Source organism: Paenibacillus sp. IHBB 3054 (assembly GCF_051594305.1).
Lineage (GTDB): Bacteria > Bacillota > Bacilli > Paenibacillales > Paenibacillaceae > Paenibacillus_AQ.
The window spans coordinates 35,031-58,505 of sequence record NZ_JBOFBG010000002.1; the positions used below are offsets into that span (position 1 = coordinate 35,031).

The window sequence follows — 23,475 nt, forward strand, 5'->3', positions numbered from 1 at the left end:
TTAGAAGATTGCTTAAACTTTCACGCCTTTTTCGTGAAGTTAGTCATATACAGATGGATTCTCTCCCTATAATAATTGACCAACCTCTTTCTTTGAGCGCAAAAAAGCCAGCATCCCATTAGGGGATACCGGCTTCACAAAGGTTACACTATAGCGATTGTACCAGGGGGAGGAGCTCAGAGAGATGGCCGATTCTATAATCCGGCTGAATCTCAGGATTTGGTAATTTGCCAGTACGGTTGATCCAGACAGTAGTCAAGCCAGCGGCCAAGCCACCCTTAATATCCGTAGTGAGTTTATCGCCGACCATGATTCCTTGTTCAGGGGTTACCTCCAGCAGCGAAAGAGCATGCAGGAAGATATCCTTGTCCGGCTTTCCTTTGCCAAAGCTGCCTGAGATGACTACATGATCAAAATAGGGGAGAAGCTCAGGCACTCCGTCGAGCTTCTCCTGCTGCAGTGACGGGCAACCATTCGTGAGCAGCAGCAGCTTCACTTTACCACGGAGCGCATCAAGCACCTGTAACGTCTCTTCATACATGTAAGGCAGGCTACGGCGCTCGGCAGCAAACCTGTCTGCCAGCGTTTCGGCAAGCACCTCATCTTCGACACCGAGGGAGGCCAGACCACGCCGCCATGATTCTTTACGGTATACAGGAGCCAACTGTTGGAGCTTACGGAACTCCGGCTGTTCTCCAGCTGAGAAATTGGACCAAAGTGCTTCATAAGGATTAATCCCGATCATCTTTGTGAAAGGGAACGTCTCATAGGTCTCATAAAGATTCCTGGCTTCCCTGCGAACGGCAACTTCAAGCTCTTTAGGATCAATGGAGTCACCTGCAGCTTCACATGCATTGCGGAAGGCTTCTTCAACACTCCGTTCATCCCAGAGCAATGTATCGTCAAGATCAAATAGTACGGCGGTAATTGGCATTAGATTTCTCCCTCTCCCTACGCTGTTGTATCTTCCTACTCGTGTACTACTTCGATGTTATTGGCTTTGCCGAACTCCTCGAGGCGTACACCCATGGCCTCAGTGTTATAACGGTTAATCAGTTTGGAGAAAATCCACTGTTTGCGCTTGCCCTTATATTTAAGCACAACCACTCCACGGGACAAAGTGATCTTCTCAATATCTCCAGCCTGCAGCCAGCGTTCACGGTTATATTTAATCGTAGACACTCTGTTGCGCTCAACCTTCAGATACGGACGCCGGAAGAATAGAAGTGCTGCCAGCGCAAAGTAAAGAACGACGCCTAGCCAATTGGCAAGGATGCCGCTGCCTCTGGCCTCGTCGATCGAGCCTACCACCCAGAACATAATTCCAAGCAACATTAGAACAACTGGAAATGCAATGTTGCGGCCCTTAAAGATATCACTGTTTTTCGCAGCTGATTTTGAGGAAGAAGCATAAATGGAATCCTTGCCCTGCTTCTTTCTTTGCTTGTTGATCTGCTGTGTGTTGCGTTGAACCATTCTTTCCCAAGAACGGGCCATGTCAGTTCCCCCTAGTCATCCTGTAATATCTATGAAAAAGACACACTGGACTAATGTTTGAGTCCCTTGTTGCCTTGTTCATGCTCATTATTATCCACGATTTCAATGGTGTCGAGCTGGGCCCGGAAGTTGCTGCGGATGTTGCCCAGATAAATCTCGCGGAGCTTGGCCCGTTCAGCCAATTCCTCTTCACTCAGGCCGCCATTCTTCTGTTTGCGTGCCAGTTCATTGATGCGTGCGACCAATTCGTCAATATTCAATGCTTTCCCCTCCCCTATAAATTCATTCTAACTTTGCCATGAGAAAAAGAGCTTGTCAAGGTCTACCCCCTGAAAGCTCTTTACGTCAGTCTATACTGCTTATAATGAAGTTAATACACAGGCAATGTCAGTATATCTCCGGCCTGAATGTTCCCGTTCTTCAAACCGCTTGTTTTTTTAATTCCTTCTATATATACGACCGTCTTCATATCCGCTGGTTTGTTCTTAAGGGCGATACTCCATAGCGTGTCTCCGCGTTCAACTACTACCCGCTTTTCCTGCTTCACTAATGATGCTGAACTCGCAAAAACATTACCAACAACTGTAAAACCGGATACAACAAGCATAAAGACCAGCACAAGCTTCACCAGATATTCTTTCCGGCATAATCCTAAGATCGCTGTAAATAAAGCGGCGGCGGATTGTTTCATTTCATTCATATGATTAGAAGCAGATTGTCCTCTAGTAGAATCAACTTCACCGGCCTCTTCGTAGATGCTGCGGTATGTACTGTATTTTAACATTGTCATCGTCCTCCAAACACTTGTTCTTACTTTCGAAAATAATATAACACGAACATGTGTTTTGATCAATAGATTTTTTAGAACAATTGTTCGCTTTTTTCCGTTTCCATAAATGTGCCAGTTTCCAGCACCGGCTTTGCCTTTTCCCGCCATTTCCAAGCCGTTATTAGATACTAATATGGTAAAAAGCTACTATTTCCACTATTAATCTCAGATTGTTAGAACTTATGTTTGTACGAACGGAAGTTCTATGTTATAATTTTCCCAAACATACTATATGGGGTTGATTCCGATGTCAAAGATTTCGAGTCGTCAACTGGCGATCCTGGAATTTATACGTAACGAAGTCCGTAGCAAGGGTTATCCTCCGTCCGTCCGGGAAATCGGTGAAGCTGTAGGCCTGGCCTCAAGCTCCACAGTGCACGGCCATCTGGACCGGCTTGAGAAGAAAGGCCTTATCCGCCGCGACCCTACGAAACCGCGTGCAATTGAACTGCTCGGCCAGGAAGATTCCGAGAATGTACATCAGTTCGTACAGACGGTTACCCGTATTCCTGTCGTAGGTAAGGTCACCGCCGGGGTGCCGATTACCGCAACGGAGAATATCGAAGATTACTTCCCACTACCTTCCCACTATGTGGGAGACAACAAGGTATTTATGCTCTCCGTTCTCGGTGACAGCATGGTGGAAGCAGGTATTATGAATGGTGACTACGTAATCGTCCGCCAGCAGCAGACTGCTGACAATGGCGATATCGTCGTTGCCATGACCGAAGAAGACGAAGCTACCGTCAAGACATTCTACAAAGAACGTGACCACATTCGTCTACAGCCGGAGAATCCGGCTTATGAACCCCTCCGTCTTAACCGCGTTACGATTTTGGGACGAGTTATCGGTCTCTTCCGCGATATCCATTAATATTTTTGTTCATATTTAAGGGCTGCTTCGCTTTTTCAAGTGAAGCAGCCCTTTCCCCTTTTCAAATGGTCATTTTGCTCATTGCGAACATTTGTTCTATTCATCTTAAATAACATTTCCTTCGAACAGCAACAGCACTCCGCACATATTCTGATATCAAAGGAGTGCTGAACCTATGCCTAATTATCGGATTATTGTTGATTTGTCGCAGCGCATGCTTTATTTGCTTGACAATAACATCGTTACCAGAGGGTTCCCTGTCGGTATTGGCACCATGCTTACCGTTTCACCGGCGGGAGAATACACTATCATTAACAAACAGCCTAAGCCTGGCGGACCCTTCGGTGCATTCTGGATGGGTCTATCCAAACCACATTACGGAATTCATGGAACGAATGACCCTTCCTCCATTGGGCATATGGTCTCCCATGGCTGTATCCGTATGCACAATGAAGATGTGCTGGCCCTTGCAGCGATCGTACCTATTGGAACACGGGTTACAATAAGAGAGTAACAGTTTGGTGGTCAGACAAAAAGCAAAAACACCCTAAGGATCACAAAAAAATGATCAAGGGTGTTTTTCATTATGCTTAATATTGGTCCTTCCTGTCTGCTGATTCATAACGGTCGCGTATTTCACGATTTTTAGCATATATGTACAAGTCCAAAGCTATTATTCCTCTCCGGGCAAGTTTAACAAACAGTACAAATGCGTAAATACAAGCTACAGCCGATATGAGCCACATCAATACGCTAAACGCGCCAATTCCATTAAGGAAAAAACTCTCCCGATGCACAGACAACTTTCACTCACTCCCCTGTATTCTTGAATATGAAAATACCCCACCGTTCTGGCAGGGTACAGTTATTCCGTCATTATACTGTTATTTGGAACAAATTGTATATGATCTTTATTTCAACGGATTCGGCTTAGGCTCTATCGGAAAGGCTGGTTTGTTGTGTTTCGGCAGCTTCATCAGAAGAATCATGTCCAGGTCCCAGCAAATTCAGCACAATCACACCAATGACGATTAATGTTATTCCTATAACGCTGCCTGTATTTATTTTTTCTTTCCAGATCAGTACCGAGATCAGAACTGTAGCTACCGCTCCGATTCCAGACCAAATTGCATAGGCCGTATTTAATGGAATAGTCTTCAGTGACAACGACAAAAAGAAGAAAGAGCAAATGAAACTAATCAGCATTACGATTACCGGGATTATTTTGGTGAATCCTTGCGATGCTTTGAGCATCGAAGTTCCTACAAGTTCGCTGGCAATGGATATCGCCAAAAACAGATACGGCACTTACTTCTCCTCCTTTACTCCATCCATCAATTCTTTGTAAATACGTTCTTTTAACTCCAGATCTGGCGGCGCAAGTCCAAACTTTTCCGCAAACCATAATCCGTCGGTCGCCAGTCGGGCAATGGTTGCCCGCAGTGGATCCACACCGTCATTTTCAAAATTGTGTTGCCATTCAGCATATTTCTCCTGCATGTTTGTCAACAAGCCGGGATTCGTAAATAAAGCTGCTGCCAGCACCGAGTTCATGTCACTGCCTTCTCCAAAACCATAAAAAGTAGATTCAATGTACGCTCTGCTCCATTTACCAGCTTGTTGCTGGTCATGCTCTACACGGCTCTGAACATCTTCCGTAAAGTTTCGGGTCAGCTCATCCACCATACCGGAAACCAGTTGTTCCTTGTTAGGAAAGTGATACAGTAAACCGCCTTTGCTAACGTTGGCCGCTTTGGCCACAGCTTCCAGTGTTAAGTGTTCCACCCCTTGATCACGAACAATGGAGGAGGCCGCTTGCAAAATCATTTTTTTCTTGGAGCTGTTGTTATGTATAGTCACCTTATCACCCCCATTCCAACTGTACCGTCTGGACGGTTTTTTGTCAAACAAATATAAGTCTAAATAACCTGGCTTTTCCGCAAGCAGAAAATAAAATAAAGAAAATACGCTATACGCTTGCAATGCCCACAAAATGGGTAATAAATACCATATAGTTTGAAGATCAACTATTCGTTCCGCTATTGGCCGTTCTCTTTAAGTTTGGTTACGCGCATGTGTCTTATCCATACTTATGTAAGGTGAATGAATGGGCTATCCTAGAGTTATACAGGAATTCACCCTTACAGGCGGGAGGAAAAAGATGAAAAAGAACAAACCATTCTATAAAATTTGGTGGTTCTGGGTGGTCTTAATAGCCGCCGGCATCATAGGGTTGGTTACCACCGGGAACGAGGACAAGTCAGATGATCATACTGCTTCGATTACGGCGCTAGCAACACCGATGGTTACTGCCAAGCCAACCACTGAATCAAGTCCATCTCCAGCAACAGAATCAACGTCTAAGGCTACAGCAGAACCTACAACTGTCCCAACCCTTTCACCTTCAGCCGAACGAACTGTCAACCCCACTCAAGCAACGTCTGCTGATCAAGTACCTTTATCTGCTGATGAGGTGCTGGCTTACACTGCCAATCTTACAAGTAAAACTTTTATAAAAGACGTAAACGTCGGGACAGACAATATAACGGTTACTTTTTTTGAGACCTACCAAGCATATAAAGAAGCGAACCCAACCTCCGGCATTACAAAAGAAGATTACATCGATTACTTTTCTACAGGCGACCAAATAAACAAACTGCTTATGGAAGAAACAAGCCGATTATTCGCGCAATTCCCCGGAGCTGCTTCGATTGACATGGTGATTCCATACGATGGAAAAATCTATTCCGTAGCTCTCACGCAAGGAGAAATCGAGCGATTTTATAACGTGGACTTCAGTACACTGGCTTCCAATGAGATATGGAGAGAGAAAGTTAGCAATCCTCACTTCAACAAAAGAGACCGACAACAATTCGTTGAGCAGTTCGTCCAAGTAAATTAACAAGGAGTTTGTGATGTACACCGATTAATTGTATAATCTACTAAATATTAACTAGGAGTGATCGCAATGAGTAAACTCACGCGTTCAGATAAAGCTATCGTTTCCTTTTTACTTGGATTCGCCTCCCTGTTCATTATTGCATTCTTCGTAATTCGATATATTGTGCAGAATGTTTCATTTGCTCCATAAAATCCATATTTACTTTCGGCACCTGTCTGGGAAAAGCTTAAACAATAGACATCAATACCCCGTCATTATAATCACTGACGGGGTATTGTTCGTCAAAGGATGGTGAACTATTTTCCAGTTACAATAGCCGTAAAGACTAAAGGCCCTGACACAAAAGCAGTAGTTGCCGGAGTCTGATTCTCAATGATCAATTGATAGTTTTGCACACCCAGTGGCGCTGTTTCAACAAACAATTCTTCAAGTGTTATATTATTATCAAAGACATTAGTTACCAGATTGTAGTAAATCTCAGTACCAGCCCGCCAAATGCGCACAAGAAGTCTAATATTTCCGGCTCCGACTAATCTAACACCAATTAAGGCCCTCAATTCCACCCTATGGTTGAATGACTTGGGATTTGCAGGGTCAATAAACACCGACAACGTTGCAATTTGTACGCCTCCACCATTATTAGGAATAGGCAAATTGATACCATTCGTAATAGGAGTTACAACATTATCACTATAAGCAATAACCGTTTCTGCCATTTCATCATCTCCTCCCTGTTCTGCTTTATACTATTCTTGGGAGATGTTAATGCGTAGATTAATAACACCCGGCTAAACATCTTTTTTAGTTATCGCGCTAAGTAAAACTGACAGGATCGGAGTAAAAATAATGAATAACATATTAATAGTTGAAGATGATATCGCCTTAAGCGATGGTATTGTCATTGCTCTCAAAGGGCCTCACGTAACCATCATGCAAAAGCATGACTTTGCCTCTGCAAAAGAACAATTAAAAACTACTGCCTTTGATTTAGTAATTCTAGATGTTAATTTGCCGGATGGAAGCGGGCTGGATCTTTTAACTTACATACGCAAAACAACAACGGTGCCAGTCATCGTTCTAACTGTTCATGATCTGGAAACGGATATTGTCACTGGCTTTGAGCTGGGTGCCGATGATTATATCACTAAACCTTTTAGTCTTATGGTATTAAGGGCAAGAGTAGGAGTTCAACTAAAAAAAGCCAGACACCCGCACCCCGACACCATTCAAGTTGACGATTTCTACTTTTCATTTGATAAGATGAAATTTTTGAACAATGGTAATCCAGTCGAGCTTAGCAAAACCGAGCAAAGGCTACTTCGTATCTTGATTGACAATCGAGGGATTACCGTTTCCCGCGATCGTCTGGTGGACAGCATCTGGACAGATGGAGCCGAGTATGTAGGTGAAAATGCCCTGTCTGTGACGATAAAAAGGTTGCGTGATAAAATCGAAAAGCGCCCCTCTGCTCCCCAGTACATCAAAACCGTCTATGGGATCGGTTATACATGGGCTATAAAATGACAATTTTGAACTATATATGTATTGGAATTGCCGTTACTGCACTTATAGCAGCTGCTGCTGCGATTATGCTATACCGCAAAACATCGACAAAACAATAAAAACATTTGAGAACATGATTGATACTGCGATTGACGGCAATTTTTCGGAGAAGGTTTTTGACGAATCCGTTATATCTGCGTTAGAAGCAAAACTCGCCCATTTTCTAGCTCTTTGTTCTGTATCTTCTAAAAATTCACTTGCAGAAAAGAATAAAATAAGCGAACTCATATCCGATATTGCGCATCAAACGAAAACACCTATCTCGAATATCTTGCTATATTCTCAAATTCTCAGTGAATACGAGTTACCTCAAGATGGTTCAACTTGTGTAAAAGCTCTATCCACACAAGCCGAAAAGCTTCATTTCCTGATTCACGCCTTGATGAAGACATCGCGCCTGGAAACGGGGATTATCAAGCTAATCCCAAGGCAAGGCTCCGTCCAAGAGCTGGTGGATCTTGCATTGGAGCAAATTATGCCGAAGGCGAACGGTAAAAAAATCACGGTTGCTAGAAAATGTACAGCAGCGCTGGCTTGGTTTGATCTAAAATGGACGGTCGAAGCTGTCTACAATATCTTGGATAATGCTGTGAAGTATACAAAAACCAACGGAGGCATTTCCATTAGTGTAGATGTTTTTGAATTATTTTGCCGAATTAATATTACCGATAACGGTATAGGCATTGCGGAAGAGGAGCAGGGTAAAATATTCACGCGTTTTTATCGTTCTCCTGCTGTTAACACGCAAGAAGGTGTGGGCATTGGCCTCTTTTTGGCAAGGGAAATCATCGCGGCTGAAGGAGGTTATATCAAGGTATCTTCGCATCCGGAAAGAGGTTCTACTTTCTCCATTTTTCTTCCTATGGATCAATAATTCTTTCAACACTGTTAGATTTCAGAAAGAATGTAGAAAGATAATTAAGCTATTGTATGTACTGTAGAGAACTAAGTACATACATTTTTTGGTGTGGGAGGAGAACAACTTGCAAGTATTAGAAACCAAGGATCTAAAAAAAATTTATGGCAGCGGAGATACTGCGGTTCATGCATTAGACGGGGTGAACCTAAAGGTGGAAAATGGGGAGTTTGTCGCGATTATAGGTACATCCGGCAGCGGTAAGTCTACCCTGCTGCATATGCTTGGAGGACTGGACCGGCCAACCAGCGGAGAAGTCACGGTCGATGGCAAAAATATTACCTTGTTGAAAGATGAGGAATTGACCATTTTCCGCAGACGGAAGATGGGCTTTGTATTCCAGAATTATAATTTGGTACCGGTCCTGAACGTATCCGAGAATATTGTGCTGCCTATTGAACTGGACGGAAAACAACCAGACCAAGCCTACTTGTCGAAAATTGTGAATACGTTGGGGCTTGAAAACAAATTATACAATCTGCCAAGTAATCTCTCCGGGGGACAGCAGCAACGGGTAGCCATTGCCAGAGCGCTGGCGTCGAAACCGGCTATTATTTTAGCCGACGAACCAACCGGCAACCTGGACAGCAAAACTAGCCTTGATGTTATGGGACTTATAAAGGTTTCCAGCCAACAGTTCGGCCAAACGATCGTAATGATAACCCACAACGAGGAAATTGCCCAAATGGCCGACCGTATTATCCGCATTGAGGACGGCAAAATGGTTAGCGGTGGCGCCAGATGATCAAGGTCAATAGCAATAAAGCAATCCGTAATCTATCGACTAATATTTTGAAGGCGAATAAAACCCGCAATATCATAGCGATTATCGCTATCGCCTTAACTTCGTTGTTATTTACCACCCTGTTCACTATGGGACTCGGCACGGCGGAAAGCCTGCAGCGGGCAATGATGCGGCAGGCAGGTGGAGATGGTCATGCCTCACTCAAATATCTAAACGAAGAGGAATTTAATCACATCAAGGACCACCCTCTTATTAAGGAACTGGCTTATGACCGCTTACTAAGCAAAAAAGTAACAAACGAGGAATTGTTAAAACGTCATGCGGAGTTTTGGTATTATGACGATATTGGTCTGAAATTCGGATTTATTGAGCTTGAAGGCGGGCATAAACCGGTAGCAGAAAATGAAGTCATCATGGACTCCAAGACTGCGGAGTTACTAGACGTTCCCCTGAAAGCGGGGACATCATTTATCCTGAAGCTTGAGATACATGGCAAAGAGGTTCAGCGTGACTTTGTGCTCTCAGGCTGGTGGAAAAGTGACCTCGTGTTTAACGTAGGGCAAATCTTTGCTTCCAGAGCTTATATAGATGCCAATGCCGAAGAATTGCGCAGCACATATAAGCAGGACTTTGATCAAACCGGAGTCATAAATGCTCTTTTAAAATTCGATAACAGCTTTGACCTCCGGGGAAAACTTGATAAAGTAATAACGGAAAGCGGTTATTCCCTGGATAAAAATGCATCGAACTATCTCGACGGTAATGTTAACTGGTCATATCTCTCCACCAATTTCGCCATGGATACGGGAACCATCCTTGCACTAACTGCCGCTCTCCTGTTGATAATGTTGACCGGATACTTGATTATCTATAACATATTCCAAATATCAGTCATGCGCGATATCCGCTTTTACGGACTTCTAAAGACTATCGGAACAAGCAGTAGGCAAATCCGCCGGATCATTCGCAGGCAGGCATTATTCCTCTCCGTGCTCGGAGTCCCCATCGGCTTACTCATAGGTTTTGTTGTCGGGAAATCACTTGTCCCTTTACTAATGGACAGATCCATACACGCAAATGCTGAGATATCCGTATCCCCGAGCCCATGGATTTTTATCGGTTCTGCTCTATTTGCAGTTATTACCGTCATCATCAGTACGTTAAAACCAGGCAATATTGCCGCGAACGTTTCTCCTGTCGAGGCTGCAAGATACACAGATGGAGGTGCGAAGAGAACGGGCGGCGGTGCCCACCTGAGGAAGTCAACCAATGGCGCTAAAATGCCCCTCATGGCTCGTGCCAACCTGGGGCGCAATAAGAAGCGGACAGCTCTGGTGGTGATCAGCCTTTCTTTAAGTCTGATCCTCCTGAATACCGCATTCACGTTATCTCAGAGTATGGACATGGACAAATACTTGTCAAAATTTAATGATACTGACTTTCTTATTGGTCATGCTGAATATTTTCAAGAACACTTCAACGGTTCTGATAACGCGACCACGGAAAGCTATATTCAAGCCGTACAGGCACAACCAGGTTTTGAAGAAGGCGGCCGATTGTATAGTGGCAGGGATCTACTCACTATCGAGCATAAGGACAATAGTGAGGGGTATGAAGCAGATGCTCGCGGCAACTTACCTACAGTGACTTATGGATTGGAAGAATTACCTCTTCACCGGCTGCAGTTGATTGATGGTGAGCTGGATTTTAACAAGCTTGCTTCAGGAAAGTACATTCTGGAAGGAGCGCCGGTGGATGATAATAACAACCCTCAGATGGAATACACTAAATATCAAGTGGGTGATAAGGTAACCCTTCATAACTATATGGGTTCAATCAATAATCCCCAGACTCAAGAATATACCAGTCATGAATTCACCATTCTTGGTCATGTAAGCATTAATAGCACGAATTCCGGTACAAGTGCCGCATACTTCGCTAGCTTCTACCTGCCTGCGGATATCTATAAATCGCTTGTGCATCAGCCAGCTGTGATGAGTTACGCCTTTAATGTATCCACCGGTCAGGAGGACTCGATGGAAAGCTTTTTGAAGAAGTACACTGAAACAACTGAACTGACGATGCATTACAAATCCAAATCTATTGTAATGAATGAATTCACAGGTATGCAAAATACAGTAGTAGTGATTGGCGGAACACTTAGCTTAATTATTGGTTTAATTGGTGTGCTGAATTTTGCAAATGCGATATTAACTAGTATTTTGACCCGACGCCAGGAATTCGCCATACTGCAAAGTATTGGTATGACCAATAAACAATTGAAAACAATGCTTATCTATGAAGGGCTATACTTTGTGCTTGGTACCAGTGTATGTTCCATCCTATTAGGAAGTCTATCCTCACTCTTGATTGCAAAACCCTTCACTCATTTAATGTGGTTCATGAGTTATAAATTCATTATCTGGCCCTTGCTCGCTGTGCTACCTATTCTATTGGCACTTGGAATCTGTATTCCACTCACCAGCTATTCTCTGAGCGGCAGGAAAAGTATTGTGGAACGGCTTCGGACAGCTGAATAAATATCTAATTTCTCTTACTATTCCCGGTAATCTAATACTTGGCTTGCTTGTTTCGAATTACGGAAGATCATAATCCATTTTTATCTTGATACAAACAATCTATCATTCACTCTCATAAGCTGTAATAGCCAAATGAGAGGATAGGTGAAATATATGAGTATTCAATTTTTAGATATGCGTATTGCCCAAGATAGCACGTCTGATACACCAGCGTTAGGGCTAAGTTCATCTTCTTTTCCCTACACGTTTGGAGATATCGGATTACAGACAACAAGTGTTTCCCCTGAAAATGTTGGCTTGGTCCGGGTGACATTAAATGCATATGCCCGTCTAACGTTATCAGCTTCTTCAAGTTCAACTGTCGTCCCTAATGCTACCTTTACCATACTGCGAAACGGTACTCCGATCTTTTCTACCGTCTACCAAAAGCCAACTACGCAATTTGAGACTATCTATGAAATGAGTGGACTGACCGCCGTTGACTACCCGCCTGCTGCAGATGTACTTTCAGGTCAAATCAGATATACCATTTATGTAGTCACTAATTATGGCATCACTTTAGGAGCAAGATGCTTCAGTGGGAGCGCAGTAGCAGGTAATGGGTAATAATCTTTTAGTGTGTATCCCCGGAGACTACGGGGATATTTTATTTAGTCACATCTATAATCTCATCTATCTTGATCCAATCCCAATCATCCTCTGAGAGCCGCAGCTTTATACCTCGGCGCTCCTTGTCTACTCTCATAAAGCTCATAACAATCCCCCGGTACAATGGCAGCATATTTTCCCCTTAGAATAATCATCTGATACGAGTGGCTTCTGCGCAGCATGGTCCAAATGTGCAAAAGAAAAGAACGTCCGCCAAGGACGTTCCCTAAATTTCTTTATTCGTCTACACTATTTCAGCTAGTTAGGCATTACACTTTCTGTTTTACGATCCTTACTAGCATGTAATGTTTTCATTGCAAATCTTGCTATCGGCTGTGCAACCAACAGTTCAATCCAAAATGCTATCCCAAAGTTTCTTGGCCAGATGTGAAGGAAGTTTTTAAACGGTTCTAGGCTTATTTGTTTCGTCCCAACCCATGTGCCGATAATCGATAATAAAATAGATAACACTGTGACATTCAATAAAGTATTCAATAGAACCCTAGCATTAAATCCATCGGTTTGTCCCATGAATTTTGGCATTACTTTCCCAACCACCGGTCCTGCTACTAATCTTACCAATAAAACTACGATTATCCACATGAACGGAATAATCCTTAATGTATCTAAATACACTTCCTTACTGAAACCAAGTTCCAATCCCACAATAATAGGAGCAATAGTATTTACTGAAATAATTGAAATAATCAATAAAAATAATATACCTTCTTTTGCGTTTCTAGGCAGTCTTGTGTCTCCATGCATGGTTTGTCATCTCCGTGAATAATATTTCAGATGGCAGACGTATCATGAGACATATATTTTCGGTCAATAAAAAAACCGATATCTCTACACACTGATCTAATAATCATAACATTTTCTTCAAATGAATGTAAGATGTTCTACTTAAAATGTATTAAATCCCCCTGCTGGTTAGTTCAATAATAAGCATTCGCAGTATGGTCCAGAAATGCATCTCTACAAAGGAGATGTCATATGCGTTTTCTCCACGCGCGGTATTTCGGTTTTCAGCTCATACTTGCTATCCACCTTCTTATTAAGTAAAGCACATGTTATATAATCTTAAGATAATGGTCTTAACGGATCTCCCGCTTTGAGCATTTCTGTACTTCCAGCACTACATACAAGCATACCCTCGACGACCTGCTCAAGCCAAGATCTGAATGAATCAGATGGGTTTGGCTTAAGCAAGGTTCGCTCTATGATTTTGCATAATTCCTGATACTTTTCAGCATCGATCTCATCAATGGCAGCTACTGACCAGTTCAGCTTAGTAATACCGTCCTTTAACACATTAATAGGCGGCGCGGTATAGGCGATTCGCTCAATGTTCTGTGGTTTGTCGGTGTTCGCTTTGGGAAAGGCTGTTTACTCCAACTCCGTCCCCACCATCCCCACGATTGAGGATAGGCGTCTGTCTGCCTCTCCGGCTCGTTCTTTGTTCTACCTGCTGCAACCCAATCAATAATCATTTGTCTTACACCTAAGGTGTTACCTCCTTTCCTTGCAGACTTCTATAACTAAAGAATAATACTGGATTTATTCAGTTTCGCTAAGGATTTTCAATAAAAAAAGAAGGTCAGGAAACTTATCCTGACCTTATGACATCTAGCACTAATATGATAAAATGTATCCTTCTTTATCATGGAACATATCTACTTTTTCTATCTTTTTATAGCCCGCAACTTCGTTAAAATCTCATCACCATATGGCGTCAAAGACCAATATGTGTTGGTGTCCTTCACACTTCTTGATTTTTTACTCATCATTATCAAACCAAGAGCTCTTAATTGTACCTTGATAGTCTGAAATACAGTCTCATCTATCTCAAATACATCGAGTGTATGATTTGTCAGTTCCTTTGTTTTTAACATTTTTTCATAATCTACACTCCTAATAAACGAATTCAGTGTCTTTTTCATAGTCGCCTCATCAGCTTCATCAAGCATAACAGGCCCTAAGTTAGAAAAAATACGATTCCAACTGGTATCCATATAACCTTTGTATCCTTTTCTGTCGTATGTCGTCTTGTTTTTAGAGATACAAGTATATGTTACTGTATATTCATCAAGCCCCTGTGATAAATCTTTACTGCCATCAGGCGCTTGAACTCTTAAATTACTTAATTCGTTTTTTAATTCTTCAATTTGATTCTTAAGCTTTAATATTTCTTTTGTTGCATTTTCTGCTGGAACTTGATCACCTCTAACCCAGCCGATTGCGGGATTACTTTTTATCAGCTTCATTAAACTTCTCGAAACAACAGAGCCTAAGTCTGAGGGAGTTAACCAATATTTCACCAATTTTTTTTGAGTTAATATTTTAAATGCGTCTAATTTTTCTTTTCCTTCTTTTTCTTGCTCTGACCTGCCAACAGGAAGATCTTGTGGGCTTTTGTGAATAAACGCTATTATTGGCTTTCCTATTTCTAAAGCATATCTATACTCCATTTCAGTATAACTAAAGCCTGACGGTCCAATAGATCCATATCTGCCACCAATAACAACCATATAGTAGTCACTATCATCTATCACACTCTTAATCAATGTCCATTGGTCATCATTGGTTGCAGGAAATAATTCCATGCCTGATGGAATACAATCCAATTCTAATAGTGCTTGCATTATTTCTTTTCTTTCATCCTGCAAGTCTTGATATGTTGAACTTACAAATACTTGATATCTTTTATCCATATGAACCCCCATATTTCCATAAATTAAGTGCTTCACTTCAATATGAGATATTATACCATTAACATTTAGTCTTTAAGATATGATTTATTGCTATACTCATCCCAATGCAAAGCCCGTATTGCTGTTTCGATCATTGTATATTGCATACCTTTTTGAATCTTGGGTATGGTTGTTCTTATCCTCAGGTTCTTCGGTATGCTCTCCTGCTTTCTCTTTCCATTTGTAATTTTCCGTTTCTTTGATTTCGTTCTTATCTTGTTCGGTTCCGAACATACCTGGTTTCTTCTTTCGTATTTGTGTTTATTGCGTTATGTCTTCCGAAAGTCACATAGCACTTTTAATAATGAAACCTACCTTTGGGACAATTCGTATTAATTGTTAAATATTTTATTGAGGATGGTTATTATGAATCAAGAAAACTTAATTTGTAAAACTTGTGGAAGTACTACCTTTGCTAAAGGTGAAGTGAATGCTGTGGATGCTAGAGTAATGCCAATCGGTAAATCTTTTTCTTTTGGCTCCCCGGTTATATATACATTTTGTAAAAAGTGCGGAGAAGTAGCCTCAATTAGAATTGAAAAGCCTGAGAAATTTTGAACCCTCAAAACGCGCGCGTGTTATTTCCATTCATATTATCCTCTTCTCTGTAAAGACTATGGGTCTACTGAAATGTGTCTTCGTACGTCGAAACATAATAATAATTTATTTGAAGCCCGCCATTCCCATAATTTGTTAGAAGTGGTAAAGTATCTATAACTAATTAATAAAAAGGAGATAGTCATATTGCATAAAAAGAAGTACTTTACCCTTTTACCACCGTTCCTCATTCTAGCGATCATCTTGGCTTACACTCTTCCAAACGACACAAAGTCTTATGCCTTATTAGCCATGCTTGCGATTGCATTTTGGATTACTTACTATGTTTGGATTTATATTGAGAAACAGAAACATAAGAAAAACGAATAGCATTTGTTGCGCCTTATGAGTCTACTGCGACACTGATCTACTCTTTAACACTACAAAGCGTGATATATGCCGCCTCTACCCTCTCTCTATGGCTGGCGGTGAGCAACTCCGACACGGCAACAATGCCTGCCGTCGTCCATTTTTCTCCACATTTAGTGACAGATAGATTGCGGACATATCCGCCTGCATTTTACCTCTATAGCCTTTGCCTGTACCTCCAGAGAGGCAGCAGGGTTGTTACAATAGTCCGGTGCTTCATACCAAGCCTCTTCTTCCGTCTCCTTTTTTTCCCCGTCATACTCTCCATCAGGGTATACAAGCATGTAATAGCAGCGATCCGGTACATCCTTGTCATAGTGGTAGACCGTATACCATCAACTCCGCTAGCGCCCGGTTAAGCTTCTGGTCTGTCATAGCCTGTACCTGTGTCATGGCTGTGCCTCCCTTTCCTTAACACCTAGAAACGGATATATAATTTCGTTGATTCGTTCTGCTCGGGGATTGCAATTATCGCAAAATTCATCTGCAATCTTGTTGAACGCCTCCCGTTACCGGGCTATGCTATGGTCTGCTGTGCCTCGGCCAGAGATTCCTCATTAATGGACCCTTTTGCTCTACTGCCTGCCATGGAGACTCGCCAATCGCTTTTCGACGTCCTTCGATCTCCTCTATCCGTTCTGGTGTCTTGCTCATGGCTGCACCCCTCCCCAATTCCATAACCCCTGCTGCCCCTTGGCTGGGATAGGCTCTGGCAGCCGCTTAACGTCTGCCAACTCCCAAGGCTTCGAATCCACCGTCAACACCTTATCCCCATATTTTTCTTTGCGCGCCTCGTAACAGCTGTGCATGATCATCTGATCGCCCGGCTTCAGTCCGGACTTCTTCATCTTTGGTTGTTTTGGCATGTCGTGTTCTCTCCTTATAGGGGCTATGCCCTCTCGAAACTAAAATCACTGATTTGCGTACAATTGTTAAATAATTGAAAAGGGTGCTGCATTTTGAAATATAATAGAAGATTGCTCTCTGCGCTTTTTATAGGAATCAGTTTTGGCATTGCTTTTTCCGTTGTTTTTGACAACATCGCAATTGGTGGCGGATTAGGAATTGTATTCGGAATCGCCATGTATGAGGTGGAGAAACCAAAGCCCCCTAAAGATAAGTGAGGTTCCGCTCCCTGGGGCTATGACAGCCCCTAAATGTGCAACCCCATTTGCTCAGTCTGAGTAATATTAATAAAGGAGTTGGTGAAAATGGTGGTCTTCGCTATACTTTTCATGTTGCTTGCGATACTGAATATTTTCTTTCCGGCAATGGGTTGGTACATGCGTTATGGATGGATGGTAAAGGGTGACTCCGAACCCAGTGATGCCTATCTCATGATGAGTAGAATAAGCAGTGTTATCGTACTTATTGTCTTTCTCATATTCTTTGTGCCTTTAATTTTTAGTTAGGGGCTTGCTGATCCCTTAAAATAACTGCTGCTGTATAATTGCCGTCCGCCGCTGTGCGATCTCCACATACTGCGGGCCAATTTCCATGATGGTACATTCCCGGTTGTTCTCCAGCGCCACCTTCCGGGTCGTTCCGGATCCGCCGAATGGATCTAGCACATGTCCGTCCGGCGGTGCACCGGCGAGGATGCACGGTTCAATCAGCTTTTCAGGGAATGTTGCGAAGTGCGCGTCAGTAAATTGAGCAGTTGATACTGTCCACACAGAGCGTTTGTTCCTTGTATCGCCCTCCCAAGGAATTGAAGCACCAAGGCGTGAACCTGGACGATCCCTGTCTTCCCCGTACTTCCTGTCTTTATTGCCGCTCCGCTTTCTGGATTGAGGCGGACCAAACGCTCCTTGGGATCCTCCAACGGCTTTCATTGCACTGTTCATCTTTCCGCCGCCGTTTGCACGAGTAGAACCTTTTTGTCCCTCGATATCCTGAGAAAGTCTTGCTAAACTTGATGCGGTTAACGGCTCTTTGATAGCTTCCGCGTCGTAGTAATATTTTTCAGACTTGGCCAACAAGAAAATATATTCGTGAGCCTTTGTAGTACGATCTCCTACACTCTCCGGCATGCAGTTGGGTTTGCTCCAGATATTGTCCATCCGGAGATACCAGCCTTCTGCCTGGAGTGCGAAAGCTACGCGCCACGGGATGCCAATCAGATCCTTTGGCTTAAGCCCGGGTGGGATTTCCTTTTTCAGTGGTTTCATGCCACCAAGGTTCCGCTCTCCTGTCGTTGGATCGCCCATGCCCGATATGCCTGCCTTGGCGTAGCTGTCTCCGTAATTGAGCCAAAGCGTTCCATCCTTCCGCAGCCGCCGCCAGACCTCTCGAAACACCGCCACACTATGAGCGACAAACATTTCAGGCGTAGGTTCCAGCCCCAGGCAGCCGGTCCATGCCGGAACTGTAACTGGCGGAAGCCCTGGCATCGGCGTGTAAGTCACTTCCAGCCAGTTTGTCGGCGGTATACCGTAATCACGCAGGCCCCAGTATGGCGGGCTGGTGACGCAAGTGTAAAAGCTCTCGGCGGCCAGTTGCGGCATAATCTCCATGTTGTCTCCTTGTAGGGTTAATGGGTTATCCCCTTCCTGGAGGTGTTCTGTATTTATTCGCACTAATAGACAATCCAAATTATGGTATAATTCTTTTAGAATTAGAAAATAGAATAGTGAGGTGCTACTTTATGGAATCTTTGTCCGTCTTCTTCATCATTCTTGTTACTGGTTTGGCGTTCATGTCAGTAAAAAAAAGCAGAAATGCACGCAAGTGAATTGAATTTTATTGAATGGCGCCGAAAATAATACGGCACTTATTTATTTGCTAATATCTCTGCCTCGGCGTTTACTTCTCCCTGCCAGCGGTCATATGCCTCTCTCCCAGGCCCTAAACTATGTACACATGCAGGTCGGGTTGGGCAACGCCCGCAATTGGATGTGTAATTGTCATCGCATATTTTCTTTGCTACTAGGCTGAGTTCAGTCATATTTAACACCTTTCATGCGTTGTTATATGAATTATATATTTGATTTCTTGCCCATTTTTCGTTTTTGTTTCAATCCATTCGCCTCTCCTTTCTCTGCAATTTGATCGATCATATCTATCAGACTCACGCGAATGTATTCACGGCAGTCTTCCACTTTAACGCCACAAGTAACTGCTTCACTTGAAATAACTGCTAACAGATGATCATTTTCTTCTAACTTACGAACTATTTCTAATTCGAAGGATTCAAATATTGGCACCACCGTAGCTATACACCTTTGGTTCTTCCAGTGATCTTCCAAATACGTCAGACATAAGAGTTGCAAATACAGCCATATCCTTATATTCAAATGATTGAAGCAAGTGCAACTCCTTAGCCTTTAGGCTCCGGCCAGCAGTCGTGCTGAGTAGGTCAACAACTGGCTTGTTCTGATTCTGGCGTTCTTGTTTCTCGCGTTCTTTCTGTTGTAGGATTGCTTGTTTCCTGGGATGCTCTTCCCAATCTTGTTCGTCATACTAAAAGTAATCTCCGAATAAAGTACGATATTCTTCAATGATTGCACTTTTCAAATCATCATTGCCTTCAATATTAATATGGTAATTACCACATACCCTATAAGCGTTACTGAGAACTCCACGTCCACCTCAAGTCTATTTTGCCCCAAACCGCCGACTTCTCCAAGATTGCGGTTTGCTCTCATGTCTACTTTATAGCCATATTTCACCAACACTTTTTTGATACGATTCAGCAGATTCTTACCTCTGCTTAGAATACGAGGAACATTTTCCATATGAATGAAAGCTGGTAGTTTTCCGCTGTCTCTAAGCATGCTTGGAGGGGCAATTCTATTCCGGGGCTGAAATGAAATATGTTCAAGAGAGATTAGGCCACGGGAGTGTGCAAATAACCCCTAATATTTAGCCCACATCTCAAAATAAATCGAATCCGATCACACGGGAAGGTTTGATTCACATCTTCAAAATATCCTCGAAGACAAATTGCCCTTTCTTCCCACACAAAGAAAAGCCCCCAACGCTTACGCGTCAAGGGCTGCTGTATTCTAGTAAAGAGTCATGTACTGATCTCTTTCCCACTCGTGAACCTGTGTACGGTAGATATCCCACTCGATTTCTTTCAGCTCATAGAAGTGAGCCAGCGCATGTTCGCCGAGGGCTTCGGTGATGACATGGCTGCGGATCATTTCGTTCAGTGCTTCCTTCAGATCGGATGGCAAGCTAGGGATGCCTTCTTCAATCCGCTCTTCTTCGGACATCACATAGATGTTACGGTCGATTGGAGCCGGAAGATCCAGTTGGCGCTTGATTCCGTCAAGACCTGCCTTCAACATTACAGCAAGTGCAAGGTAAGGGTTAGCTGCCGGATCCGGATTGCGGACCTCGATGCGAGTGCTCAGCCCTCTGGAAGCAGGGATACGGATCATCGGGCTGCGGTTGCTGGCAGACCATGCTACGTAGCAAGGCGCTTCATAACCGGGAACCAGACGTTTGTAAGAGTTCACTGTCGGGTTCGTAATTGCAGCAAACGCACGGGCATGCTTCAGAATACCTGCCATGTAGTAACGGGCTGTCTTGCTCAGGCCAAGTGTGTCGCTCTCATCGTAGAACACATTCTCTTTGCCTTTGAACAGGGATTGGTGAGCGTGCATACCGGATCCGTTCATTCCAAAAAGCGGTTTAGGCATAAAAGTAGCATGCAGGCCGTGCTGGCGGGCTACCGTCTTCACGACAAGCTTAAAGGTTTGAATTTGGTCAGCAGCTTTGATGGCATCAGCATATTTGAAGTCAATTTCATGCTGGCCGGAAGCAACTTCATGGTGGGAAGCTTCAATTTCAAAGCCCATCTCTTCAAGAGTCAAAACGATTTCGCGGCGGCAGTTCTCTCCAAGATCCATCGGCGCCAAATCGAAATATCCGCCTTGGTCATTCAATTCCGTAGTTGGGTTCCCTCTCTCATCAGTTTTGAAGAGGAAAAATTCAGGTTCAGGTCCAACGTTCATCGCGGTATAACCCATTTCTTCGGCTTCTTCCAGACAACGCTTCAGAATACCACGCGGATCTCCGGCAAACGGTGTTCCGTCAGGCATGTACACATCACAAATCAGACGAGCAACCCGGCTGTCCGTCACCCAAGGGAAGATTACCCATGTGCTGAGGTCAGGATAGAGATACATGTCGGATTCTTCAATCCGGACATAACCTTCAATGGAGGAACCATCGAACATCATTTTATTGTCGAGCGCCTTTTCGAGCTGGCTAACAGGAATCTCTACATTTTTGATCGTTCCGAGCAAGTCGGTAAATTGCAGGCGAATAAAACGGACGTTTTCTTCCTTGGCGATGCGCATAATATCCTCTTTAGAAAAGCTCACTATACCCTCTCCCTTTCATGTCTCTTTATGTTATTTATTAAAAAACCGGGAAAGTTCGCCTTGAATAAGAGAGACTTGTCCCGGTCTTTTACCGGAAACCAGTTCCTGCTTCAGCAAACGATGAAGCTGTGAATCGGACAACTCTCTACGTCTAACCTCTGTATCAGGGGTAATAACCGTAGCTTCTTCGGATTCCTTCGTGACTGGGTTCATCACCTGCTTGATGCCGGCAATGTTAACACCCTTCTCGATTAATGCTTTGATTTCCAACAGGCGTTCCACATCATTAAATGAGAACAAACGCTGATTGCCGGAGGTACGAGCGGGCACAATCAGACTGTGCTGCTCATAATAACGAATTTGTCTGGCAGATAAATCGGTTAGCTTCATTACAATACCTATAGGAAATAGTGCCATATTTCTGCGGATTTCATCACCCATGACTCATCCAACCTTCCAATGATCTTTTTCTCATTTCATTGTACATTTCCTGGTTTCGCGTGTCAATGGTGTGTGAGTTTTTCTTACAGAAGATTTCTATCCCGCATACTTTGCAGCGCCATCAACACACCGTACTTCACATGAGAATAGGTTAATCCGCCTTGCATATAGCCAATATAGGGCGCCCGGATCGGCGCATCCGCAGATAACTCCAAGCTGCCACCCTGGATGAACGTTCCTGCCGCCATAATGACAGGATGTTCATAACCAGGCATATCCCAAGGCTCTGGCACAACATGGCTGTCAACGGCTGCAGCACGTTGAATCCCCTGCACAAAGGCAATCAGGTGCTCCGGCCCGTCAAAAGCAACCGCCTGGATCAGGTCCGTACGCGGTTCATCCCAGGCTGGTTTGGTCGTAAATCCGCAGCGCTGAAAGACGGCAGCTGCAAAGATACTGCCTTTGAGTGCTTGCCCCACCGTGTGTGGAGCCATAAAGAGCCCTTGGTAGAGTCCGCGTGTCGTTCCCAGCATCGCGCCCACTTCTCCGCCTATCCCCGGTGCTGTGAGCCTGTAGGCCGCCAGCTCGACAAGATCGCTGCGTCCGCAAATATATCCGCCTGTCTCAGCGATTCCCCCACCCGGATTCTTAATCAGTGAACCTGCGACGAGGTCGGCTCCCACCTGGGGAGGCTCAAGCTCTTCCGAAAATTCTCCATAACAGTTGTCTACGAACACGATGACATCCGGTTTCAACCTTTTCACTTTTGTTACCATATCGCCGATTTCAGCGACCGTAAAGGAAGAACGCCAATCATAGCCACGCGATCTTTGGATTCCGATAACTTTTGTATGGTCATTTATAGCGAGCGCTACTTCGTCCCAATCCACTTTCCCTTCACCGGTTAAAGCGGTCTCACGGTAGCCGATCCCAAAATCGGCCAAAGAGCCTGTCCCGTCACCGGGCTTGCCAACTACTTTATGCAACGTATCGTATGGGCGTCCTGTGATGTACAGCAATTCGTCTCCTGGACGCAGTACGCCAAAAAGCGCCGTAGAGATGGTATGCGTACCAGAAGCAAAATGAGGCCGAACCAGCGCCGCCTCCGCACCGAATACCTCGGCATACACAAGATCCAGCACTTCACGGCCCCGGTCATTATAGGCATAGCCGGTAGAACCCGCAAAGTGAAAATCGCTCACCTGCTGCCGCTGGAACGACTCAATAACCTTCCACTGATTGTGGTCCACTATCCGGTCCAGCTTTTTTACCGCACTTTCAATTTCAAGTTCTGCAGCCTCTGCCGCATGTAAAATATCCTCTGCAAAAACAGCCATTTCCCCTTGTTCTCCCCTTACATTACATTTACTTAACATCAAGAATTAGCCCCACACAGTAGGATTCGGCTTCGAAGACCGAAGGAGATATCCATGCTTTGTGGGGACATTGAATGCATTCCTTAATT

General features: G+C 43.8%; 31 protein-coding genes. 13 read left to right on the forward strand and 18 right to left on the reverse strand.

Annotated features, from left to right (window positions below; all coding sequences use genetic code 11):
* Nucleotides 1–148: 148 nt before the first annotated feature.
* The 4 genes from ACQ76X_RS03785 to ACQ76X_RS03800 form a co-directional block, all read right to left on the reverse strand.
* Complete coding sequence (locus tag ACQ76X_RS03785) at nucleotides 149–934, reverse strand: HAD family hydrolase (RefSeq protein ID WP_438491655.1); 786 nt, start codon at nucleotides 932–934, stop codon at nucleotides 149–151.
* A gap of 35 nt (nucleotides 935–969) precedes the next feature.
* Nucleotides 970–1,497, reverse strand: a complete 528-nt coding sequence (locus tag ACQ76X_RS03790) for a hypothetical protein (RefSeq protein WP_341093773.1) — start codon at nucleotides 1,495–1,497, stop codon at nucleotides 970–972.
* Nucleotides 1,498–1,547: 50 nt separating this feature from the next.
* On the reverse strand, nucleotides 1,548–1,757 hold the full coding sequence (locus ACQ76X_RS03795) for a DUF896 domain-containing protein (RefSeq protein WP_438491657.1): 210 nt from the start codon (nucleotides 1,755–1,757) through the stop codon (nucleotides 1,548–1,550).
* 110 nt (nucleotides 1,758–1,867) lie between these two features.
* The gene (locus tag ACQ76X_RS03800; RefSeq protein ID WP_438491659.1) at nucleotides 1,868–2,281 is read right to left on the reverse strand and encodes a LysM peptidoglycan-binding domain-containing protein; all 414 of its coding nucleotides are present in this window, start codon (nucleotides 2,279–2,281) and stop codon (nucleotides 1,868–1,870) included.
* A 292-nt stretch (nucleotides 2,282–2,573) separates the two neighbouring features.
* Between ACQ76X_RS03800 and lexA the strand changes: the two genes are divergently transcribed.
* A complete protein-coding gene (lexA, locus tag ACQ76X_RS03805; RefSeq protein WP_038592979.1) occupies nucleotides 2,574–3,200 on the forward strand; it encodes a transcriptional repressor LexA in 627 nt (208 codons plus the stop codon).
* Between the two features lie 175 nt (nucleotides 3,201–3,375).
* Complete coding sequence (locus ACQ76X_RS03810) at nucleotides 3,376–3,714, forward strand: L,D-transpeptidase (RefSeq protein WP_438491660.1); 339 nt, start codon at nucleotides 3,376–3,378, stop codon at nucleotides 3,712–3,714.
* Between the two features lie 416 nt (nucleotides 3,715–4,130).
* On the opposite strand, the gene ACQ76X_RS03815 is transcribed toward ACQ76X_RS03810, so the two are convergent.
* Both ACQ76X_RS03815 and ACQ76X_RS03820 read right to left on the reverse strand, forming a co-directional pair.
* Complete coding sequence (locus ACQ76X_RS03815) at nucleotides 4,131–4,508, reverse strand: DMT family transporter (protein ID WP_438491662.1); 378 nt, start codon at nucleotides 4,506–4,508, stop codon at nucleotides 4,131–4,133.
* Nucleotides 4,509–5,060, reverse strand: a complete 552-nt coding sequence (locus tag ACQ76X_RS03820; protein ID WP_256718042.1) for a TetR/AcrR family transcriptional regulator — start codon at nucleotides 5,058–5,060, stop codon at nucleotides 4,509–4,511.
* Between the two features lie 301 nt (nucleotides 5,061–5,361).
* Between ACQ76X_RS03820 and ACQ76X_RS03825 the strand changes: the two genes are divergently transcribed.
* Together ACQ76X_RS03825 and ACQ76X_RS03830 are read left to right on the forward strand one after the other, a co-directional pair.
* Nucleotides 5,362–6,102 carry a hypothetical protein gene (locus tag ACQ76X_RS03825; RefSeq protein WP_438491664.1) on the forward strand — a complete coding sequence of 247 codons (741 nt, stop codon included), beginning with the start codon at nucleotides 5,362–5,364 and terminating at the stop codon, nucleotides 6,100–6,102.
* A gap of 66 nt (nucleotides 6,103–6,168) precedes the next feature.
* A complete protein-coding gene (locus ACQ76X_RS03830; RefSeq protein ID WP_340897921.1) occupies nucleotides 6,169–6,291 on the forward strand; it encodes a hypothetical protein in 123 nt (40 codons plus the stop codon).
* Between the two features lie 107 nt (nucleotides 6,292–6,398).
* Here the strand turns inward: ACQ76X_RS03830 and ACQ76X_RS03835 are convergent, their stop codons facing one another.
* Entirely contained in the window at nucleotides 6,399–6,818 is a 420-nt protein-coding gene (locus tag ACQ76X_RS03835) for a hypothetical protein (RefSeq protein WP_438491665.1), read from the reverse strand.
* Between the two features lie 130 nt (nucleotides 6,819–6,948).
* Between ACQ76X_RS03835 and ACQ76X_RS03840 the strand changes: the two genes are divergently transcribed.
* From ACQ76X_RS03840 to ACQ76X_RS03860, 5 genes are all read left to right on the forward strand, one after another.
* Entirely contained in the window at nucleotides 6,949–7,626 is a 678-nt protein-coding gene (locus ACQ76X_RS03840) for a response regulator transcription factor (protein ID WP_438491667.1), read from the forward strand.
* Between the two features lie 112 nt (nucleotides 7,627–7,738).
* Entirely contained in the window at nucleotides 7,739–8,539 is an 801-nt protein-coding gene (locus tag ACQ76X_RS03845) for a sensor histidine kinase (protein ID WP_438491669.1), read from the forward strand.
* 109 nt (nucleotides 8,540–8,648) lie between these two features.
* Nucleotides 8,649–9,326, forward strand: a complete 678-nt coding sequence (locus tag ACQ76X_RS03850) for an ABC transporter ATP-binding protein (protein WP_438491671.1) — start codon at nucleotides 8,649–8,651, stop codon at nucleotides 9,324–9,326.
* Entirely contained in the window at nucleotides 9,323–11,866 is a 2,544-nt protein-coding gene (locus ACQ76X_RS03855) for an ABC transporter permease (protein ID WP_438491673.1), read from the forward strand. Before ACQ76X_RS03850 ends, ACQ76X_RS03855 begins: the two co-directional genes overlap by 4 nt.
* Before the next feature lie 153 nt (nucleotides 11,867–12,019).
* Complete coding sequence (locus ACQ76X_RS03860) at nucleotides 12,020–12,472, forward strand: hypothetical protein (RefSeq protein WP_438491674.1); 453 nt, start codon at nucleotides 12,020–12,022, stop codon at nucleotides 12,470–12,472.
* Nucleotides 12,473–12,772: 300 nt separating this feature from the next.
* On the opposite strand, the gene ACQ76X_RS03865 is transcribed toward ACQ76X_RS03860, so the two are convergent.
* The 3 genes from ACQ76X_RS03865 to ACQ76X_RS03875 all read right to left on the reverse strand — a co-directional run bounded on the left by ACQ76X_RS03865 (nucleotide 12,773) and on the right by ACQ76X_RS03875 (nucleotide 15,501).
* Nucleotides 12,773–13,279, reverse strand: coding sequence for a hypothetical protein (locus ACQ76X_RS03865; protein ID WP_438491676.1), 507 nt, complete (start codon nucleotides 13,277–13,279; stop codon nucleotides 12,773–12,775).
* Nucleotides 13,280–14,199: 920 nt separating this feature from the next.
* Nucleotides 14,200–15,228 carry a DUF4062 domain-containing protein gene (locus ACQ76X_RS03870; RefSeq protein ID WP_438491678.1) on the reverse strand — a complete coding sequence of 343 codons (1,029 nt, stop codon included), beginning with the start codon at nucleotides 15,226–15,228 and terminating at the stop codon, nucleotides 14,200–14,202.
* Nucleotides 15,229–15,324: 96 nt separating this feature from the next.
* Nucleotides 15,325–15,501: a hypothetical protein gene (locus ACQ76X_RS03875; RefSeq protein WP_438491679.1), complete on the reverse strand. Its 177-nt coding sequence runs from the start codon at nucleotides 15,499–15,501 to the stop codon at nucleotides 15,325–15,327.
* 132 nt (nucleotides 15,502–15,633) lie between these two features.
* Between ACQ76X_RS03875 and ACQ76X_RS03880 the strand changes: the two genes are divergently transcribed.
* Together ACQ76X_RS03880 and ACQ76X_RS03885 are read left to right on the forward strand one after the other, a co-directional pair.
* Entirely contained in the window at nucleotides 15,634–15,825 is a 192-nt protein-coding gene (locus ACQ76X_RS03880) for a hypothetical protein (protein ID WP_438491680.1), read from the forward strand.
* Nucleotides 15,826–16,011: 186 nt separating this feature from the next.
* Nucleotides 16,012–16,194 (forward strand): hypothetical protein, encoded by a 183-nt coding sequence (locus ACQ76X_RS03885; RefSeq protein WP_438491682.1) that lies wholly within the window; start codon nucleotides 16,012–16,014, stop codon nucleotides 16,192–16,194.
* 561 nt (nucleotides 16,195–16,755) lie between these two features.
* Here ACQ76X_RS03885 and ACQ76X_RS03890 read toward each other — a convergent pair.
* Nucleotides 16,756–16,887 carry a hypothetical protein gene (locus tag ACQ76X_RS03890; RefSeq protein WP_438491683.1) on the reverse strand — a complete coding sequence of 44 codons (132 nt, stop codon included), beginning with the start codon at nucleotides 16,885–16,887 and terminating at the stop codon, nucleotides 16,756–16,758.
* On the reverse strand, nucleotides 16,884–17,099 hold the full coding sequence (locus ACQ76X_RS03895) for a hypothetical protein (RefSeq protein WP_438491685.1): 216 nt from the start codon (nucleotides 17,097–17,099) through the stop codon (nucleotides 16,884–16,886). The genes ACQ76X_RS03890 and ACQ76X_RS03895 overlap by 4 nt, the downstream gene beginning before the upstream one ends.
* A gap of 93 nt (nucleotides 17,100–17,192) precedes the next feature.
* On the opposite strand from ACQ76X_RS03895, the gene ACQ76X_RS03900 reads away from it, so the two are divergent.
* Together ACQ76X_RS03900 and ACQ76X_RS03905 are read left to right on the forward strand one after the other, a co-directional pair.
* Entirely contained in the window at nucleotides 17,193–17,357 is a 165-nt protein-coding gene (locus tag ACQ76X_RS03900; RefSeq protein ID WP_438491687.1) for a hypothetical protein, read from the forward strand.
* Between the two features lie 87 nt (nucleotides 17,358–17,444).
* Complete coding sequence (locus tag ACQ76X_RS03905; RefSeq protein ID WP_438491689.1) at nucleotides 17,445–17,645, forward strand: DUF6199 family natural product biosynthesis protein; 201 nt, start codon at nucleotides 17,445–17,447, stop codon at nucleotides 17,643–17,645.
* Nucleotides 17,646–17,660: 15 nt separating this feature from the next.
* Here the strand turns inward: ACQ76X_RS03905 and ACQ76X_RS03910 are convergent, their stop codons facing one another.
* The 6 genes from ACQ76X_RS03910 to ACQ76X_RS03935 all read right to left on the reverse strand — a co-directional run bounded on the left by ACQ76X_RS03910 (nucleotide 17,661) and on the right by ACQ76X_RS03935 (nucleotide 23,347).
* Nucleotides 17,661–18,749 carry a DNA-methyltransferase gene (locus ACQ76X_RS03910; protein WP_438491691.1) on the reverse strand — a complete coding sequence of 363 codons (1,089 nt, stop codon included), beginning with the start codon at nucleotides 18,747–18,749 and terminating at the stop codon, nucleotides 17,661–17,663.
* Between the two features lie 462 nt (nucleotides 18,750–19,211).
* Nucleotides 19,212–19,442, reverse strand: coding sequence for a hypothetical protein (locus ACQ76X_RS03915; RefSeq protein ID WP_438491693.1), 231 nt, complete (start codon nucleotides 19,440–19,442; stop codon nucleotides 19,212–19,214).
* A gap of 117 nt (nucleotides 19,443–19,559) precedes the next feature.
* Entirely contained in the window at nucleotides 19,560–19,694 is a 135-nt protein-coding gene (locus ACQ76X_RS03920; protein ID WP_438491695.1) for a hypothetical protein, read from the reverse strand.
* A gap of 546 nt (nucleotides 19,695–20,240) precedes the next feature.
* On the reverse strand, nucleotides 20,241–21,569 hold the full coding sequence (gene glnA / locus ACQ76X_RS03925) for a type I glutamate--ammonia ligase (protein WP_038593006.1): 1,329 nt from the start codon (nucleotides 21,567–21,569) through the stop codon (nucleotides 20,241–20,243).
* A gap of 30 nt (nucleotides 21,570–21,599) precedes the next feature.
* Nucleotides 21,600–22,010 (reverse strand): MerR family transcriptional regulator, encoded by a 411-nt coding sequence (locus ACQ76X_RS03930; RefSeq protein WP_036656080.1) that lies wholly within the window; start codon nucleotides 22,008–22,010, stop codon nucleotides 21,600–21,602.
* An 83-nt stretch (nucleotides 22,011–22,093) separates the two neighbouring features.
* Nucleotides 22,094–23,347 carry an aminotransferase class I/II-fold pyridoxal phosphate-dependent enzyme gene (locus ACQ76X_RS03935; RefSeq protein WP_438491698.1) on the reverse strand — a complete coding sequence of 418 codons (1,254 nt, stop codon included), beginning with the start codon at nucleotides 23,345–23,347 and terminating at the stop codon, nucleotides 22,094–22,096.
* Nucleotides 23,348–23,475: the final 128 nt, after the last annotated feature.